Origin of the sequence: Shewanella sp. SM29 (assembly GCF_025654245.1) — a bacterium.
In the GTDB taxonomy this organism is placed as follows: Bacteria; Pseudomonadota; Gammaproteobacteria; order Enterobacterales; family Shewanellaceae; genus Shewanella; species Shewanella oncorhynchi.
This window is the reverse complement of record NZ_JAKKRN010000012.1, coordinates 103,966-118,701: the sequence shown is the minus strand read 5'-3', so window position 1 is coordinate 118,701 and position 14,736 is coordinate 103,966. Positions and strand designations below refer to the sequence as shown.

The following is a 14,736-nucleotide window of genomic DNA, read 5'->3' as shown; positions in this document are numbered from 1 at the left end:
GCTAACACTTGCACTTGCCCAGAGTGATGCAATACAAAAAACCGCTATTAATAGCGGTTTTTTATTTTTATGTCGCGCTGTGATGCTTTTACAAAAATGCGCTATTCCTTTGCCAAAGGCGGGGCGATATCACTGCCACCAAGGGCTTGATAAAGCGTCGCTTGGGCGGTGAGTTGGTTGTAACGATTCTCGAGTAAAGCCGCCTCGGCGCTGCGACGATTCTCTTGGGCATCAATCCAATTCTGAATACCGATAGCGCCATTGCGATACTGGCTCTCATAAATGGCTTCAACGGCCGCCGCGGCACTGAATTGCTGTGCCAACTTCTCCCCTTGATAACGATATTGCTGCTTAGCCGAAATCGCGTTATCGACATCTTCAAAGGCGGAATAAAGCGTCTTGCGATAATTCACCACTGCGGTTTGATAATCGATATCGGCAATGTCATTATTGATTTGCATTTGATTCCACTGCAAAAAGGGCAAGACTAGCCCTGCGCCTAAACTGCCAACGGGATTGCGTAACAACTCTTTTAACTCAGAGGTCGACTCCCCAACACCGCCGGTTAAACTCAGGCTTGGAAAATAACTCGCATAGGTCGCATCTTTACTCGCCAAGGCGGAGCGCAGTTGATACAAGGAGGCCTTCACATCTGGGCGTCTCACTAATAAATCTGCGGGTACACCCACGCTAACATCAGGTACTGCTACGTCGGGGAGTTGCTTAATCTCAACCCAAGTTCCCCCTGAAGCTAAACTCTGCACTGGATCAGCGGCTGGCGCTTGATTGAGTAATATCGCGAGGGCGTTTTTAGCCACAGTTAATTGCTGAATAAGCTGGCTATGGGCGGCCTCTTGTCCCGCCATACTGCGCTGAGCTTCAAGCACATTCACTTGCGTCACGGCCCCAGAATCATACTGCCTTTGGGTTAATGCCAGCGTTTGCTGACTGTACTCGATACTCTTTTGGCTTAAATCAATCCGTTGATTTAAATAACCTATCTGCCAATACAAGGATGCGGTGGTCGCCACTAGGCTTTGGGTGGTACTTTCCCTATCTTCGGCGCTCGCCAGCGCCGCCCATTGAGCTTGGTCGATATTGGCCGACACTTTGCCCCACAAGTCCACCTCATAACTCACGGACAATTTTGCTTGATAACTCTTAGTCGCATCGCCACCCTCCAGTGGCTGATTACGGGAAGCGTCAAGGTTTGCCGATAACTGTGGGTATAGATCATCCCGCGTTAGTCCTGCCTGCAAGCGTGCCTTACGCAGCGTTAAGGTCGCTAGGGTTAAGTCATTGTTAGTGCTCAACACTTGACTGACCAGCTTATCGAGCTCGGGCTGATGAAACTGCTGCCACCAAGGATCAACTCTCACTTGCTCATTCACTGTGGTGTTTTGCCACTGTTCGGGAATAGCCAATGCGGGTGGTTCAAAGTCTGAACGCATAACACTGCCACAACCACTCAACAGGGCTATGCACAGAGCAGGTCCCAAAGCCGTACAAACAGCAATAGCACAGCTACGAGGCGAAAATATTCGATTAAATAGTTTAGTATTCATGGTGTTATTATTCTCTGGCTAGTGCATCAACGGGATCTAACTGCGCCGCATTGCGGGCGGGTAAGAAACCAAATAGCACACCAATTAAGGTCGAGCAGGCAAAGGCGGCAACGATGGAGGTGGTGGAATAAATCATTTGGAAACTGCCTCCCGTTTGAGCAAACACCACGCCAATTAAGTAGGACAAGGCGATGCCTAAGGTGCCACCACACAAACACACTAAAATGGCTTCGATAAGGAACTGGCGCAAAATATCACTCTGGCGCGCACCCACCGCCATACGAACACCGATTTCACGGGTTCGCTCAGTCACAGACACTAACATAATGTTCATCACCCCAATTCCGCCAACGACAAGGGAAATCACCGCGATAGCCGAGATCAGTAAGGTCATGGTCGCAGTGGTTTTTTCGATGTTCTGCCTAATGGTATCGGTATTAATGGTGAAGAAATCTTGCGTACCGTGGCGCATTTTAAGTAGCGCGATAATGCCCTGCTCCGCCGCGTTACTCGGCACAGTTTCATCGAGTCGAACGGTAATACCATCCAAATAGTTTTTACCCACCATACGGCCAGAAACTGTGGTGTAAGGCACCCACACATTAAGCGCATCGCTGTTACCAAAAGCACTTTCTTTGGGTTGAGTCACACCTATGATACGTACGGGTAAATCTCCAAGGAAAATCACTTGCCCTATCGCCGAGTTATTGTCGGCTGCACTGTTAGGGAAAAGCTCCTTACGGGTATTGTCATCAATCACCGCATCTTGGGCGAGCGATGCGACACTAGCATCATCCCAAAATTGGCCCTGCGCTAACTCGTACCCTCTTACACGGAAAAACTCAGGCCCCACACCATTCACCGATGCCGATACCGCTTTATTACCAAAACGAACCGTTGCAGTAGAGCCAATGCTTGGCGTTACGCTATCAACATAGGGTAAATTTTTAAGAGCATTTGCGTCCGTTGCGGTTAAGGTGCGTACCCGCGCCGAGCGTCTATCGCCAAAACCAGAACCGGGGCGAATATCAATCGTGTTAGTCCCCATCGAACTGATACTTTTGAGAATGGCCTGCTGCGAGCCTTCACCTAAGGCCACCACAGAAACCACAGAGGCGATACCGATAATAATCCCGAGCATAGTCAAGAAAGTACGTAACCTGTGGGTCGACATTGCCACCAGCGCCATTTTAAGCGCTTCGACATATCTGTCCCACGAAGCCACCCGCGCACGCGAGCCATCTTTTGCTGCCACTGCACCGTTAGGCTTTTGTGACGCCGTATTTTGTAACGTTGAGCTTTGCGACGTCGAGCTTTGTGGCTTAGCCGTTTGTTTATCCTGACTGCGCTCATCGCTGATGATCACGCCGTCTTTGATTTCGATAATGCGGTCGGCATATTGGGCCACATGCATATCGTGGGTCACGATAATGATGGTATGACCGTCGCTGTGCAGCTCCTGCAACAACTGCATCATTTCTTCGCCGCTGTGACTGTCAAGTGCACCTGTTGGCTCATCCGCAAGGATCACATCGCCGCCATTCATCAAAGCGCGCGCCACACTGACCCGTTGTTGCTGTCCGCCACTGAGCTGATTGGGTTTATGGTCAAGCCTGTCGCCAAGGCCTAAACGCGTTAACAAATGCTCGGCCCTGTCTTTACGAACCGTGCGTTCTTTACCCGCATACACAGCAGGCACTTCGACGTTGCCTATGGCGGTCAAATCGCCCAGTAAATGATAACGCTGAAAGATAAAACCAAAGTGCTCGCGGCGCAGCTGTGCTAACTCATCAACGTCCATAGTCGAGGTATCTTGGCCGTTGATAAAATACGCGCCCTTTGACGGCTTATCTAAACAACCAAGAATGTTCATTAGGGTCGATTTACCCGAGCCAGAAGCACCAACTATCGCCACCATCTCGCCACGGCCAATCGACAAGTTCACATCTTTCAGCACAGTGAGTTGCTGCTCACCCGCCTGAAAAGTGCGATAACAACCTGAAATTTCAAGTAATGCCGTTGTCACTGTTAAAACCTCACGCTAGGTGGGCGACGTAATTTACTGCTGCCATCATCGGAAGACGGCATGCCAAGCACAACCTGATCGCCTTCCTTCAAACCCGCGGTGATTTCAGCATTGATTTTGTTGTTAATCCCCACAGTGACATCCACATATTGCACTTGGTTATCAACTAATACAGGCACTTGATATTGCGGGCCGCTGCGAGCTTTACGCTCGACAGGCTTAGCCTCTGGCGCCGCGGATTTCTCCCTCGGCTTTATACGCAATATCTGCGCAGGCACTAATAGCGCATCATCGGCCTTAGCTAACACTATAGACACCTGCGCCGTCATGCCGATACGCAAGGTGCGGTCAGGGTTTTCTACATCAAACAGACCATGGTAATAAATGGCGTCTGAGTCGCTAGAGCTCATATTGCTATCGTCGCCATCCATCGAAATCGGCCCAGGTTCAATCGCCCTCAAAACGCCGCGGTAGGGATGATTCGGTTTTCCAAGGACAGTGAAATACACGGCTTGACCCGGATGGACATTGACAACATCGGCTTCGGAAATCTGCGCTTTAACTGTCATGGTATCCAGCTGCGCCATTTCAACTATGGTCGGTGTTGTTTGATTAGCGTTAACGGTTTGCCCCACTTCCACCGCGGAATACACCACAGTGCCATCCATTGGCGCGGTAATTTTGGTATAACCTAAATCGATTCTGGCACTGTCGACGTTAATTTCAGCCTGCTGTTTTTGCGCTTCTAATTGCTCAAGCTCGGCTTGATAAACCGTTAGATTAGCATCGGCCACTTCATAATCGGCGCGAGAACTGGCCTTATCGGCAAGCATTTGCTGCTGGCGGCTAAATTCCAATTTAGCTTGGCGGATCTGCGCCTGTTTAGCGCGGAACTGAGCATTGATACTCTTGAGTGATGCGAGGGCATCCTTCAAATTATTCTGCTGCGCTAAGCTATCAATCTGAGCAATCAAATCGCCTTTCTTTACTTCATCACCCAGTGCCAGCGGCAAACTTAAGATTTGCCCCGATACCTGCGCGCCCACACTCACCAGTTTGGATGCCTGCAACATGCCATTGGCCAGCACTGAGTTTTCGATATCGCCACGGCGCACCGCTTCAGTCACATAGGTAGGTGCCGTTTCAGGCTTATGCCACATAAAATAAGCACCGCCAATCAGGAGGATTAAGCCGCTTAACGCGAGCAGCAATTTACGCTTTGAGGATTTTTTCATCGGTATTGTCGTGTCCATCAATGCTAAAGACAGCAAGCATTCATCTTGCTAAGGAACTGAAATTGTTCCAACAGTATATAGAGTTAGCCAAAGACAGTAGACGAAGGAAGTGTCGTTAACAGGTAAAGATTTGCAAATATCTGTGTAGAAATTGACAAGGAAAGCACGATTGAGTGGTGCTTAGACTGCCATGCCAATTTAGTGCGTTATCAAATCGTCAGGTGATAAATTGTTGGGGTCTACATTCTATGACTGTGCCACTTGTGGTAGTTCAGCCATTTAAACGAATCTAGATACATACTTCATTTGATTCTGTTTCAAGAAAAATCAACGTTGTAAGGTGAAGCCCCACGACGTTGATCTTCTCTAAAAGAATGAAAAATACAAATCAAGTTCGTAAATAAAAGAAACCATTAGATTCCCCACCAACCCATTGCGAAAACAATAACGCCAAGTCACTGGCCATCCACAGTGAATAACCCAATGATTAATCGAATTAATTATTCAATTCGACTAATTCATGCTGGCGAGGATCACCTGCGTGACATCAAAACAGGCGAAACATGATTCGCCGACAGCCAAACTCTGCATTTGGGTGAGTGGCATCACTGAATAGATGATGTCTTTGCCATCAATATCTATGGCTAATTCGGCCTTATCGCCAAGTTCAGTCACGCTCAGCAAACGACCGCTTAGGCAATTTTGCCCATCCACTTCACAGGCATGAGTCGTCGCCAGTACAGCGGGGGCTTTAAACAGTAACAACACAGATTTATCCAGGGCTAACTGCAAGCGTTCGCGGCTCGAATGGGTCACTGAAATCTGAATCTGTTGTCCGCCCGCTAAGGTCACGCTGATTTTGTCATTTAATCCAAATGAGTCAATGCTATTGATACGCCCCGTTAACTGATTGCGGGCGCTGGTGTTGAGAGAGAAATGCGCCATCACATCCAATAAACTGTGCATATCGACGGACTCATCGAGCAAGGCAGCCAAAGCCATTTCTTGTACTTGGGAGGTGATGGAATACACCTTAAGCAACCGTTCGCCAAATTCGGTGAGTTTAGCGCCGCCACCGCCTTTGCCGCCCTTTTCGCTACACACTACGGGTTCGGGCATGGCGGTGTTCATCTCATTGATCGCGTCCCACGCCGCTTTATAACTGATCCCCGCAAGCTTGGCGCCTTGGCTGATCGAGCCTGTGTTGGCAACCTGCTCAAGCAGGCTTATCCGCCTAGGATTGGCGAAGGGCTTATCCCCGAGGGAAAGCGTAAGTAATGCATGTAAATCCATCGTCTATCCAGCACCCAAGTCTGACTTGAGTCCTATTGTCCTTCATCGTCTTGAGGATACCAATAAGATTGCCGAGATATTTCAGCGGATGAATGCCATTAATCCGCAAGAAACCGCACACAGATCACTAATTGATTGCTTAGGGCTTGAATGATCGATATATAGATTGGTATATAACGATCACTTTTTATCACGGAGGAACACAATGAAATCCATTCACCTTAAGCAATTACTGCGTTTTACCACGGCTTCGTTATTTACAATGGTACTGACATCTAGCCCAATTTTTGCGGCAGACAATGAGCAAGTGACTGTTTTTGCAGCGGCATCGCTCACCAATGCACTTAACGAAATCGGCCAGCAATATGAAAAAGAACACAATACTAAGGTGATATTCTCCTTCGCCTCTTCTTCAACACTGGCAAAACAAGTGGCCAATGGTGCGCCCGCCGATCTGTTTGTCTCGGCGAATCAAAAGTGGATGGATTATCTGGTCGATGCAAAAGCGGTCGATGTTAACAGCCGAAAAACCTTGTTAAAAAATACCTTAGTCTTGATTGCCGAGAAAAATAGTCCCATCACAGAAGTCGTGCTCAATGGCGATTGGGATATTAAAGCCGCATTAAAAGGCAGTCGTATGGCTGTTGGCGATCCAGATCATGTGCCTGCTGGACAATATGCCAAGCAAGCCCTCGAAAACCTCAAGCTATGGCAAGCCGCTGAGCCCTTACTCGCCCGTGCTAACAATGTCCGTGCCGCCCTCGCTTTGGTTGAACAGGGTGAAGCGCCGCTTGGCATAGTGTATTCAACCGATGCGAAAGTCGCCCAAAAGATCAAAATCGTTGGCACCTTCCCAGAAACGAGTTACAGCCCAATTGAATACCCTGTCGCCTTAGTCAAACAAGAATCGACCGCAAGCGCCAAAGCGTTCAATGAATATCTGCAGGGCCCAAGCGCAAAAAATGTGTTTGAGAAATATGGCTTTGGAGTGAATTAGGGTGCTGAGTGGTTCTTTGTTAAGCGGCTCTCTGCTAAGTGGCTCTCTTTTGAGCGACTATGAAATTGCCGCACTGCTGCTCAGCTTAAAGGTGTCATCCGTTGCCGTTATCGCCAGTTTACCCTTGGGTATTTTATGCGCTTGGTTGCTGGCAAGGGTCGAGTTTCCTGGCAAGGCTATATTTGACAGTGTGCTCCATCTACCACTGGTGTTACCGCCTGTGGTAGTGGGTTACCTCTTGCTGATCAGCATGGGCCGCCAAGGTTTTATCGGCCAGTGGTTATTTAATTGGTTTGACATCAGTTTTAGCTTTAGTTGGCGCGGTGCGGCCCTCGCGGCGGCGATAGTGTCATTCCCGCTGATGGTCAGAGCCATACGCCAATCCTTTGAAACCGTTGATATTCGACTCGAACAAGCCGCACGCACTTTAGGTAGCAGTCGATGGCGGGTATTTCTCACCATCACACTGCCGCTCACCTCACCAGGGATAGTGTCGGGGATGATTATCGCCTTTGCCCGCAGCCTAGGGGAATTTGGCTCGACCATTACCTTCGTTTCTAATATTCCCGGTGAAACTCGTACTATTCCGCTCGCCATGTACTCTTTTATTGAAACCCCAGGGGCAGAATATCAGGCCATGCGTCTGTGCATTATCTCAATAGTGATCGCACTAGCATCTTTACTCGCCTCCCAATGGCTGAGTAAAAAAGCCCTGCAGAGGACAGCAAGCGTATGTTAAGGATCAATATTGAAAAACGGCTCGGACAACTGCAACTGAAAGTCGATACCCAATTGCCATTGCAAGGCGTGACAGCCGTTTTTGGCCGCTCGGGTGCGGGTAAAACCTCGCTAGTGAACCTGCTCGGCGGGCTTTCGACCCCAGATAGCGGTGAAATCCGCCTCGGTGACAAACTGCTTTATCAACAAGGCAAAGTGAACCTTCCCCCAGAGAAGCGCCAAATTGGCTATGTATTTCAAGAAGCACGACTGTTCCCGCACTATAGCGTGAAGGGCAATCTCAACTATGGTGTGCGTAAAGCTAACCCAGTCTTGTTCGATAGAATTGTGCAACTACTAGGGATTGAAAAACTCCTCAGTCGTTATCCCAGCACGCTATCTGGCGGTGAAAAACAACGGGTTGCCATTGGCCGTGCCCTGCTGACATCACCTGACATGCTGCTGATGGATGAGCCGCTGGCATCACTCGATTTACCCCGTAAACGCGAGTTACTGCCCTACCTGCAAACCTTATCGCAGGAACTAAAACTGCCGATTTTGTATGTGAGCCACAGCTTAGATGAGATCTTACAACTGGCGGATTATATGCTGGTGCTGCATCAGGGAAAATTGATCGCCCAAGGGGCCTTAAGTGAAGTGTGGAATAGCGAGCAAATGCGCCCTTGGGTGCCATTGCAGGAACTCAGCTCACTCCTCAGTGCAAAGGTCGCCGACAGACATCCCGACTACCCCATGACTCGACTCGTGATGGATGATGGAAACTATTTGTGGGTAAGTGGCTATCTGGCTGAAACGGCGAAGAAACTCAAAGTGCGTATTCAGGCAAATCATGTCTCGGTTTGCACTGAGATCCCCAAAGGCTCAAGTATCCGCAACCTGCTAAAGGGAGAAATTAAAGAGTTATACCCCAGCGATAACGGCGAGCAAATCCAATTAAAAATCGCCCTAGGCCGCGATGAACTTTGGGCCAACATCACCCCTTGGGCCTGCGACGAACTGCAACTCACTCATGGCAAAGCGATTTATGCACAAATCAAAGGCGTGACTATGACACAAATGGATATCGCCGAATCCCACTAGCTCAACCTAGAGCACCGTTCGAAAACCAAATTTCAGGCACAAAAAACCGACTCTAGGTCGGTTTTAGTTCCTTCATCTGAAGGATTTGGTACCAGTGGCCAGACTCGAACTGGCACGCTTTTAAGGGCGGGGGATTTTGAATCCCCTGTGTCTACCGATTTCACCACACTGGCATATCAAATATGCACTTAGAAGCAATCAAAACAACTGGCTGTCTCTAAGTGCTGGGAATTATACCTTTGCTTATGACAATGGCAAGTCTTTTGCCGCGACTTTAATACAAATTGCATTTAACCGCTCAAAAATCATGCTCTTGGGGTTATTCTGCGCCATGGGATAATAAAAAAACGGTATATTCTTTATCACTTTTTTGAATATGGTTTACCAACCAAGCTTTCAAGAAAGCCATTAATTCGTCGGCAACATCTTCACCTCTAACAACTCGCTTTTGAAAATCAAGTACTTGCCCAACTAACTTGCCGTGTTTTTCCTTGTGACTGTCAGTTTGAGGATAACCAAAACGCGCAAAGAGTTCCTCTTCATAGGCAAAGTGATTGGCCGTGTAATCCACTAACCCTTGCACGATACGTTTGATGGCTTCGAGTCCATACTCTTCATTTAATGTGCGGTGTAATTCATTGATCAATGAGACTAAGCGCTGATGTTGACGATTGATCTCAGGCATTCCTATGTCTAACTCAGGCCCCCATTTCACAAAGAGTTTATTTTGCGCCTGACTCGAATTAAAAAATGCCGCATTCACATGGAATCGATGCAGCAAGGAGCCTATTTCCTGCGACATGTTATACACTTTCAAACTCGATAAGTTAGTGTTGTTGGTGTGGGAGGCATTACTCAGGGCTAGCTCAGCCATCACACTGATATTTTTATTAATTTCCTCTGCTACTGTATGTTGTTGTCCCGATGCCGTGGCGATTTGGTGGGACATATCGGTAATGGTCTCCACCTGAGCGACAATCTGCCCGAGTGCACTGTGAGCTTGATCAACCATATCAGCCGTTTCGTCGGCAATCGCCACGTTTTTCAACATGACTTCAACACCATGTTGTGCGCCTTTTTGTAATGCGGCGATTTGCTGCTGGATCTCAACCGTTGCTTCGGATGTTCGTTTAGCAAGATTACGCACTTCATCGGCAACTACAGCAAAACCGCGGCCATGTTCACCCGCTCTCGCACTTTCAATGGCAGCATTTAAGGCGAGTAAATTGGTCTGTTCGGCCACCTGCGAAATGGTTTCAATAATGCTACTGATATTGTTGCTGTCGGCGGCCAAGTGCTCGATCACGGTTCGAGTATCATGGATCTGTTGCGACATAGCGCCAATTTTAGTGACTATGCCATTCATGATTTGATCGCCGCGCTTAGCAGAACTTTGTGCAATATCAGCTGCCTGCGCAGCACTCACCGCATTTTGCGATACGGCTTGTACGCTTGAAACCATCTGCGTCATTGCACTGGCTGCCAGTTCAGTTTGATGCTCTTGCTCTAACACGCCTTGCTTTGCCTGTTCACTGATAACCTTGATATCCGAGGCGACTTTTTTCATCCCTTCACAGGTATCAGATAAAGACAAAATCGTACGGCTGACATCCTCACCCATGCGATTAATGTTATGTACTACCTTAATGAACACACCCGCATCTTTCTCTTCCAATTGATAACTCAAATCTCCCTCGCCTAAGTGGTGTGCTGCACGCTCAAGTTGTCTCAAATTACGAATTAATTTATTGATGTTGAACATTAAAATGGCGGCGAGCGCGCTTAAACACAAAATGGCAACAAAGTGCCCTGTGATCACCAAACAATAGAGGGGATAAATCAGCAACAATAGTGGCGCAAAGATAGAATTATATCCCATTGAATCCTTGTGACTTTTTTTAGAATCCATTTTTTACTCCTTTAAAAAACTGATATCGCGCCTTCATATAAAAACAAGAACGAATAAATGGAATAGCGCGTTAACTGAATATCGATCGAGTTGAATAGGTTAATCCTAGACGCTAACGGAAGAAGAAACAAAGCTAAATTATTTGAACTCGTCGCTGTTAAGCATACTCTTAAATTTGACCAAGATCACAGAGTTAACTAAGGGTTATGACTTTGTATTCCTATGTCGATTTTTTATTGATCGAGATCAGTATTTTAGCTATCGAATACCGCTAATTTAGCGAGGACTTCACAGGAAAGAGGATTTCAGTCATGGCATTTTGGTTAGATCTAATGTTTGGTAACCCCATAGGCTTACTTTCAATGATCGTTATCTTTAGCACAATAGGGATAGTGTCTTATATCACTTGGATGTTCATTGTGAAGTCGGCACCGAAACCATAGTTTTTGCTCCAGTTGTTCTTCATGTTTCTTGTATAAATGCAAAATCTAGGGGGTCCTATCACCCCCATTTTTTTGTTGTCTCGCATGTTAAAAATGCTAACTAAAACATAGCTAGCACTCATCCGAGTGAGGTAGAACACGCCTATGCTGCGTGTTTTCTGTTTTGTACTAATCCATTCAAAAATTGCGGACGCGCCTTAATCAACGACTGCATTTCTTCTTGGCTCGGCTCACCGGCTGGCAAACGCAGCACATCACGGTTGAGGTACATACGCGCTTTCATGGCAATCTTATAGTCAGCGGTCGGTCCCTGAATTGCATAATGGCGCTCATTACCGAGCTTCTCTAAGATACAGGCATTCACTAAACTTTTTACAGCGGGTTCATTTTGCGGCAGAGTCAAAATCGTGGCGCCTTGAAGAAAGAATTCCCTCACTAAAGCTCGCTCAGCGGGATCAAGTAGATTCACTTTAGCTTCAATCGTCTCAATAACACGCTTATCACTTAAATGACGGATAGACTCATCTAAGCCTAAGTTAATTAATTGACTCAAAAAATAAGCGATAGAAACGATTAGACCTAATCCAACAAACTGTGCATGTTCTGGCACAAATTTATCGAGCGCCAGCACTGCCAGCACATTAGGGGGAATAAGAAGTAAGACAGAACAACTCACCATAAGCCACAGCATGACTCTAAACATCATTTTCTTCGGGCTAAAAAACTTAACTGAATCCAGCTTGAGTTTAAACATAGTGCTATCCCAGTGACAAAAAATTGAACTTATCGGCTAATAAGCAAATTTAATGCCACAAATGAAGACATATTTCGTTGATTTTATCTGCGAGAAAATGCACTTTCTGGATCTGTAGGTCTATGCTTATAAGCATCTCAAGCCGCTATTGCATAAAGAAAATTTAAGATGCTGACATTCTTTAGCCAACTTATCAAAAGCCCCATAGGCAGGCACCTTACCCTGTCTATTGTACTTTTTAGTTCTGTTATCACCTTAATCACCACTGCATATCAGTTGATCAGTGATTATCGCAATGATGTAGTGCGTATCGATAGAGTATTTTCCAACATGGAAAAGGTGAACTTAGATGTACTCGCCGCCAGTATTTGGGTTATTGACGAGCGGCTCATTAACACTCAGCTCAATGGGCTAATTCAGCTGCCCGATATTAACTATATTTCGATTAAAGATGACAGCGGCCAAGCATGGAATGCAGGCGAGCAGAAACAAGAACACTCCTTAGATAAAACCTTTCCTTTAGTCTATAAATCACCGACTGAAAACATCAATGTCGGCACACTCGAAATACAAGTCGATGTCGATGCTATCTATCAACGCTTGTATGATAAGGCCATTATCATTCTGCTTTCTAATGGCATTAAAACCTTCTTAGTGGCTGGGTTTATTCTATTTTTAGTGTGGTTCAACATTACTAAACACTTAGATAAACTCAGCCAATACTGCAAAAATATCGACATAGACCATGAATACGAGCCACTACAATTTGACCGTCATGAAAAAATTGATGAATTCAAACAAGTCGCCGATTCCATCAATAGCATGCAAGTACAACTTAGAAGCTCATTTAGCGCCTTAAAGAATTCTAAGACGGAACTGCAAATAGCCTTAGAAGATAGAGAGCGGCTACTCAAGCTCGAACGTAGCTATAAAGAAGAGCTCGCAAGGCAAGTAAAAGAAAGAACACTAGAGTTAGAACAATCCCTTAGCGCACTAAAACGAGCACAACAGGTTTTAGTTGAGCAAGAAAAAATGGCTGCCTTGGGTGGACTCGTGTCAGGGGTTGCACATGAGATAAACACCCCAATTGGCATTTGTTTGACGGCGGCAAGTGCGCAGCTCAGCCATATTGAAGAACTGATCGACCTGATCCACAGCGATCAAGCCACATTAGATGAGATAAATGAAATACTTAATGAGTACCAAGAAAGCTGTGAACTCATTGTCCGTAATATCACTAAAGCCAGTAGTTTAATTCAAAAATTTAAAACGATCGCCATCGATCGCAGTCACGAAGAACACCAATGCTGTAATCTAAACCAGCAGCTACATGAAATCCTAGAGTCGACATTAATTATGCATCCCAATGTTAACGCCTCAACGGAGATCAACGTGGAGCCTACACTCAATATCAAAACCAATATCAGTTTGTTAAATCAAATTGTTAGTAATATTCTCTCGAACGCCTTTACCCATGCATTCCAAGGACATGAAGACAATCTTATCCACATTAGTGCGACTTTGGATGAAGAATCAATTCAAATCAGCATTCAAAATAATGGCTTAGCCATTCCAGCCGATGTTGCTGAGCACATGTTCGAACCCTTCTTTACTACAAATCGTAATAAAGGTGGTACTGGCTTAGGATTATCAGCGGCCTTTAATGCCGCAACACTGTTGAAAGGCACTATGAGTTATTGCGCAGACTCAAAACTAGGCGGCCCACAATTTGATATTAAATTTCCATACACTCAATGTGAACCAGTCAATAATCAACAAGATTTTTATATCTAGGTATAACCTAATGAAATTACATAATATTGAAGGGGCATCACCGCCCTTGAAAGCGGTGATATCTTGACTGAATCTAGGTTAAGAGTTTAAACCGCCTCTTGAGCCTGCTGTGCCAATCGCGCTAATACGCGACTTGCCGCCACAAAACCAAATGTCCCAGTGACCATAGTTACAGCCCCAAAACCAGAAGCACAATCCATCCTCATGCTGCCATCAGCCGCCGCTTTAGTACCGCACACTGAGCCATCGGCTTGGGGATACACTAACTGCTCACTGGAAAAAACAGCATCGATAGCAAACCGGCGTTGCAGGTTTTTAGAGAAGTTATACTCGCGGCGCAAAATATTACGCACTTTGGCTAGCAAAGGATCTTGGTAGGTTTTAGCGAGATCAGTTAACTGAATTTGCGTCGGATCTGTCTGTCCACCCGCACCGCCCACTGTCACTATCTTAATTTTTTGACGTTTACACCAAGCAATTAACGCAGCCTTCTGCTTAACGGCATCAATACAATCAATAACATAATCAATATTGCCCCCCTCTTTAGCCCCGAGCAAATACTCGCCTAGATTATCCAATGTAATAAAATCTTCAATTTCATTCACTTGGCAATCAGGATTAATTTCACGGATCCGCTGCGCCATCACAGCGACTTTAGAGCTGCCGATAGTGGAACTGAGCGCGTGAATTTGACGGTTAGTGTTAGTGACACAGATATCGTCTAAATCCATCAAGCTTATCTGTCCGATGCCGCTTCGCGCTAAGGCCTCTGCCGCCCAAGTACCTACGCCACCAATACCAATCACCACCACGTGGGATGTGGCAAATTTAGCCAGAGCCTTTTGTCCATACAAACGGCCAATTCCGCCAAATCGATTTAGATAGGCCTCAGTCATAAATAC

12 protein-coding genes and 1 tRNA gene are annotated in these 14,736 nt (G+C 46.3%); 5 read left to right on the top strand and 8 right to left on the bottom strand.

Annotated features, from left to right (window positions below; translation table 11 throughout):
* Positions 1-101: 101 nt before the first annotated feature.
* From L5L77_RS10650 to L5L77_RS10635, 4 genes are all read right to left on the bottom strand, one after another.
* Complete coding sequence (locus L5L77_RS10650; protein ID WP_263185682.1) at positions 102-1,565, bottom strand: efflux transporter outer membrane subunit; 1,464 nt, start codon at positions 1,563-1,565, stop codon at positions 102-104.
* Between the two features lie 7 nt (positions 1,566-1,572).
* Positions 1,573-3,591, bottom strand: coding sequence for a MacB family efflux pump subunit (locus tag L5L77_RS10645; protein WP_263185681.1), 2,019 nt, complete (start codon positions 3,589-3,591; stop codon positions 1,573-1,575).
* 2 nt (positions 3,592-3,593) lie between these two features.
* The gene (locus tag L5L77_RS10640; RefSeq protein ID WP_263185680.1) at positions 3,594-4,826 is read right to left on the bottom strand and encodes an efflux RND transporter periplasmic adaptor subunit; all 1,233 of its coding nucleotides are present in this window, start codon (positions 4,824-4,826) and stop codon (positions 3,594-3,596) included.
* A 513-nt stretch (positions 4,827-5,339) separates the two neighbouring features.
* Positions 5,340-6,119, bottom strand: a complete 780-nt coding sequence (locus L5L77_RS10635; protein ID WP_263185679.1) for a TOBE domain-containing protein — start codon at positions 6,117-6,119, stop codon at positions 5,340-5,342.
* A gap of 205 nt (positions 6,120-6,324) precedes the next feature.
* Between L5L77_RS10635 and modA the strand changes: the two genes are divergently transcribed.
* From modA to modC, 3 genes are read left to right on the top strand one after another with little or no spacing between them, the layout of a single operon-like run.
* Positions 6,325-7,116, top strand: a complete 792-nt coding sequence (gene modA, locus L5L77_RS10630; RefSeq protein WP_263185678.1) for a molybdate ABC transporter substrate-binding protein — start codon at positions 6,325-6,327, stop codon at positions 7,114-7,116.
* A gap of 1 nt (position 7,117) precedes the next feature.
* Positions 7,118-7,855 carry a molybdate ABC transporter permease subunit gene (gene modB / locus L5L77_RS10625; protein WP_263222698.1) on the top strand — a complete coding sequence of 246 codons (738 nt, stop codon included), beginning with the start codon at positions 7,118-7,120 and terminating at the stop codon, positions 7,853-7,855.
* Complete coding sequence (modC, locus tag L5L77_RS10620) at positions 7,849-8,934, top strand: molybdenum ABC transporter ATP-binding protein ModC (RefSeq protein ID WP_263185677.1); 1,086 nt, start codon at positions 7,849-7,851, stop codon at positions 8,932-8,934. The genes modB and modC overlap by 7 nt, the downstream gene beginning before the upstream one ends.
* 86 nt (positions 8,935-9,020) lie before the next feature.
* On the opposite strand, the gene L5L77_RS10615 is transcribed toward modC, so the two are convergent.
* Both L5L77_RS10615 and L5L77_RS10610 read right to left on the bottom strand, forming a co-directional pair.
* Positions 9,021-9,107: transfer RNA gene (locus L5L77_RS10615), tRNA-Leu, on the bottom strand.
* A gap of 146 nt (positions 9,108-9,253) precedes the next feature.
* Positions 9,254-10,843, bottom strand: a complete 1,590-nt coding sequence (locus L5L77_RS10610; RefSeq protein WP_263185676.1) for a bacteriohemerythrin — start codon at positions 10,841-10,843, stop codon at positions 9,254-9,256.
* A 311-nt stretch (positions 10,844-11,154) separates the two neighbouring features.
* Here L5L77_RS10610 and L5L77_RS10605 point away from each other — a divergent pair, with 311 nt between their 5' ends.
* On the top strand, positions 11,155-11,286 hold the full coding sequence (locus L5L77_RS10605; protein ID WP_105251481.1) for a DUF3149 domain-containing protein: 132 nt from the start codon (positions 11,155-11,157) through the stop codon (positions 11,284-11,286).
* 142 nt (positions 11,287-11,428) lie between these two features.
* On the opposite strand, the gene L5L77_RS10600 is transcribed toward L5L77_RS10605, so the two are convergent.
* Positions 11,429-12,040, bottom strand: coding sequence for a superinfection exclusion B family protein (locus tag L5L77_RS10600; protein ID WP_105251480.1), 612 nt, complete (start codon positions 12,038-12,040; stop codon positions 11,429-11,431).
* 168 nt (positions 12,041-12,208) lie between these two features.
* Here L5L77_RS10600 and L5L77_RS10595 point away from each other — a divergent pair, with 168 nt between their 5' ends.
* Complete coding sequence (locus tag L5L77_RS10595; RefSeq protein WP_263185675.1) at positions 12,209-13,834, top strand: ATP-binding protein; 1,626 nt, start codon at positions 12,209-12,211, stop codon at positions 13,832-13,834.
* A gap of 86 nt (positions 13,835-13,920) precedes the next feature.
* Here L5L77_RS10595 and tcdA read toward each other — a convergent pair whose 3' ends face one another.
* Entirely contained in the window at positions 13,921-14,730 is an 810-nt protein-coding gene (gene tcdA / locus L5L77_RS10590) for a tRNA cyclic N6-threonylcarbamoyladenosine(37) synthase TcdA (RefSeq protein WP_113941536.1), read from the bottom strand.
* Positions 14,731-14,736: the final 6 nt, after the last annotated feature.

Coding starts and splice junctions, on each gene's coding strand:
- L5L77_RS10640 (WP_263185680.1), bottom strand. CDS start 4,826: ATGAAAAAATCCTCAAAGCGTAAATTGCTGCTCGCGTTAAGCGGCTTA.
- tcdA (WP_113941536.1), bottom strand. CDS start 14,730: ATGACTGAGGCCTATCTAAATCGATTTGGCGGAATTGGCCGTTTGTAT.
- L5L77_RS10635 (WP_263185679.1), bottom strand. CDS start 6,119: ATGGATTTACATGCATTACTTACGCTTTCCCTCGGGGATAAGCCCTTC.
- modC (WP_263185677.1), top strand. CDS start 7,849: ATGTTAAGGATCAATATTGAAAAACGGCTCGGACAACTGCAACTGAAA.
- modA (WP_263185678.1), top strand. CDS start 6,325: ATGAAATCCATTCACCTTAAGCAATTACTGCGTTTTACCACGGCTTCG.
- L5L77_RS10605 (WP_105251481.1), top strand. CDS start 11,155: ATGGCATTTTGGTTAGATCTAATGTTTGGTAACCCCATAGGCTTACTT.
- L5L77_RS10595 (WP_263185675.1), top strand. CDS start 12,209: ATGCTGACATTCTTTAGCCAACTTATCAAAAGCCCCATAGGCAGGCAC.
- L5L77_RS10650 (WP_263185682.1), bottom strand. CDS start 1,565: ATGAATACTAAACTATTTAATCGAATATTTTCGCCTCGTAGCTGTGCT.
- L5L77_RS10600 (WP_105251480.1), bottom strand. CDS start 12,040: ATGTTTAAACTCAAGCTGGATTCAGTTAAGTTTTTTAGCCCGAAGAAA.
- L5L77_RS10610 (WP_263185676.1), bottom strand. CDS start 10,843: ATGGATTCTAAAAAAAGTCACAAGGATTCAATGGGATATAATTCTATC.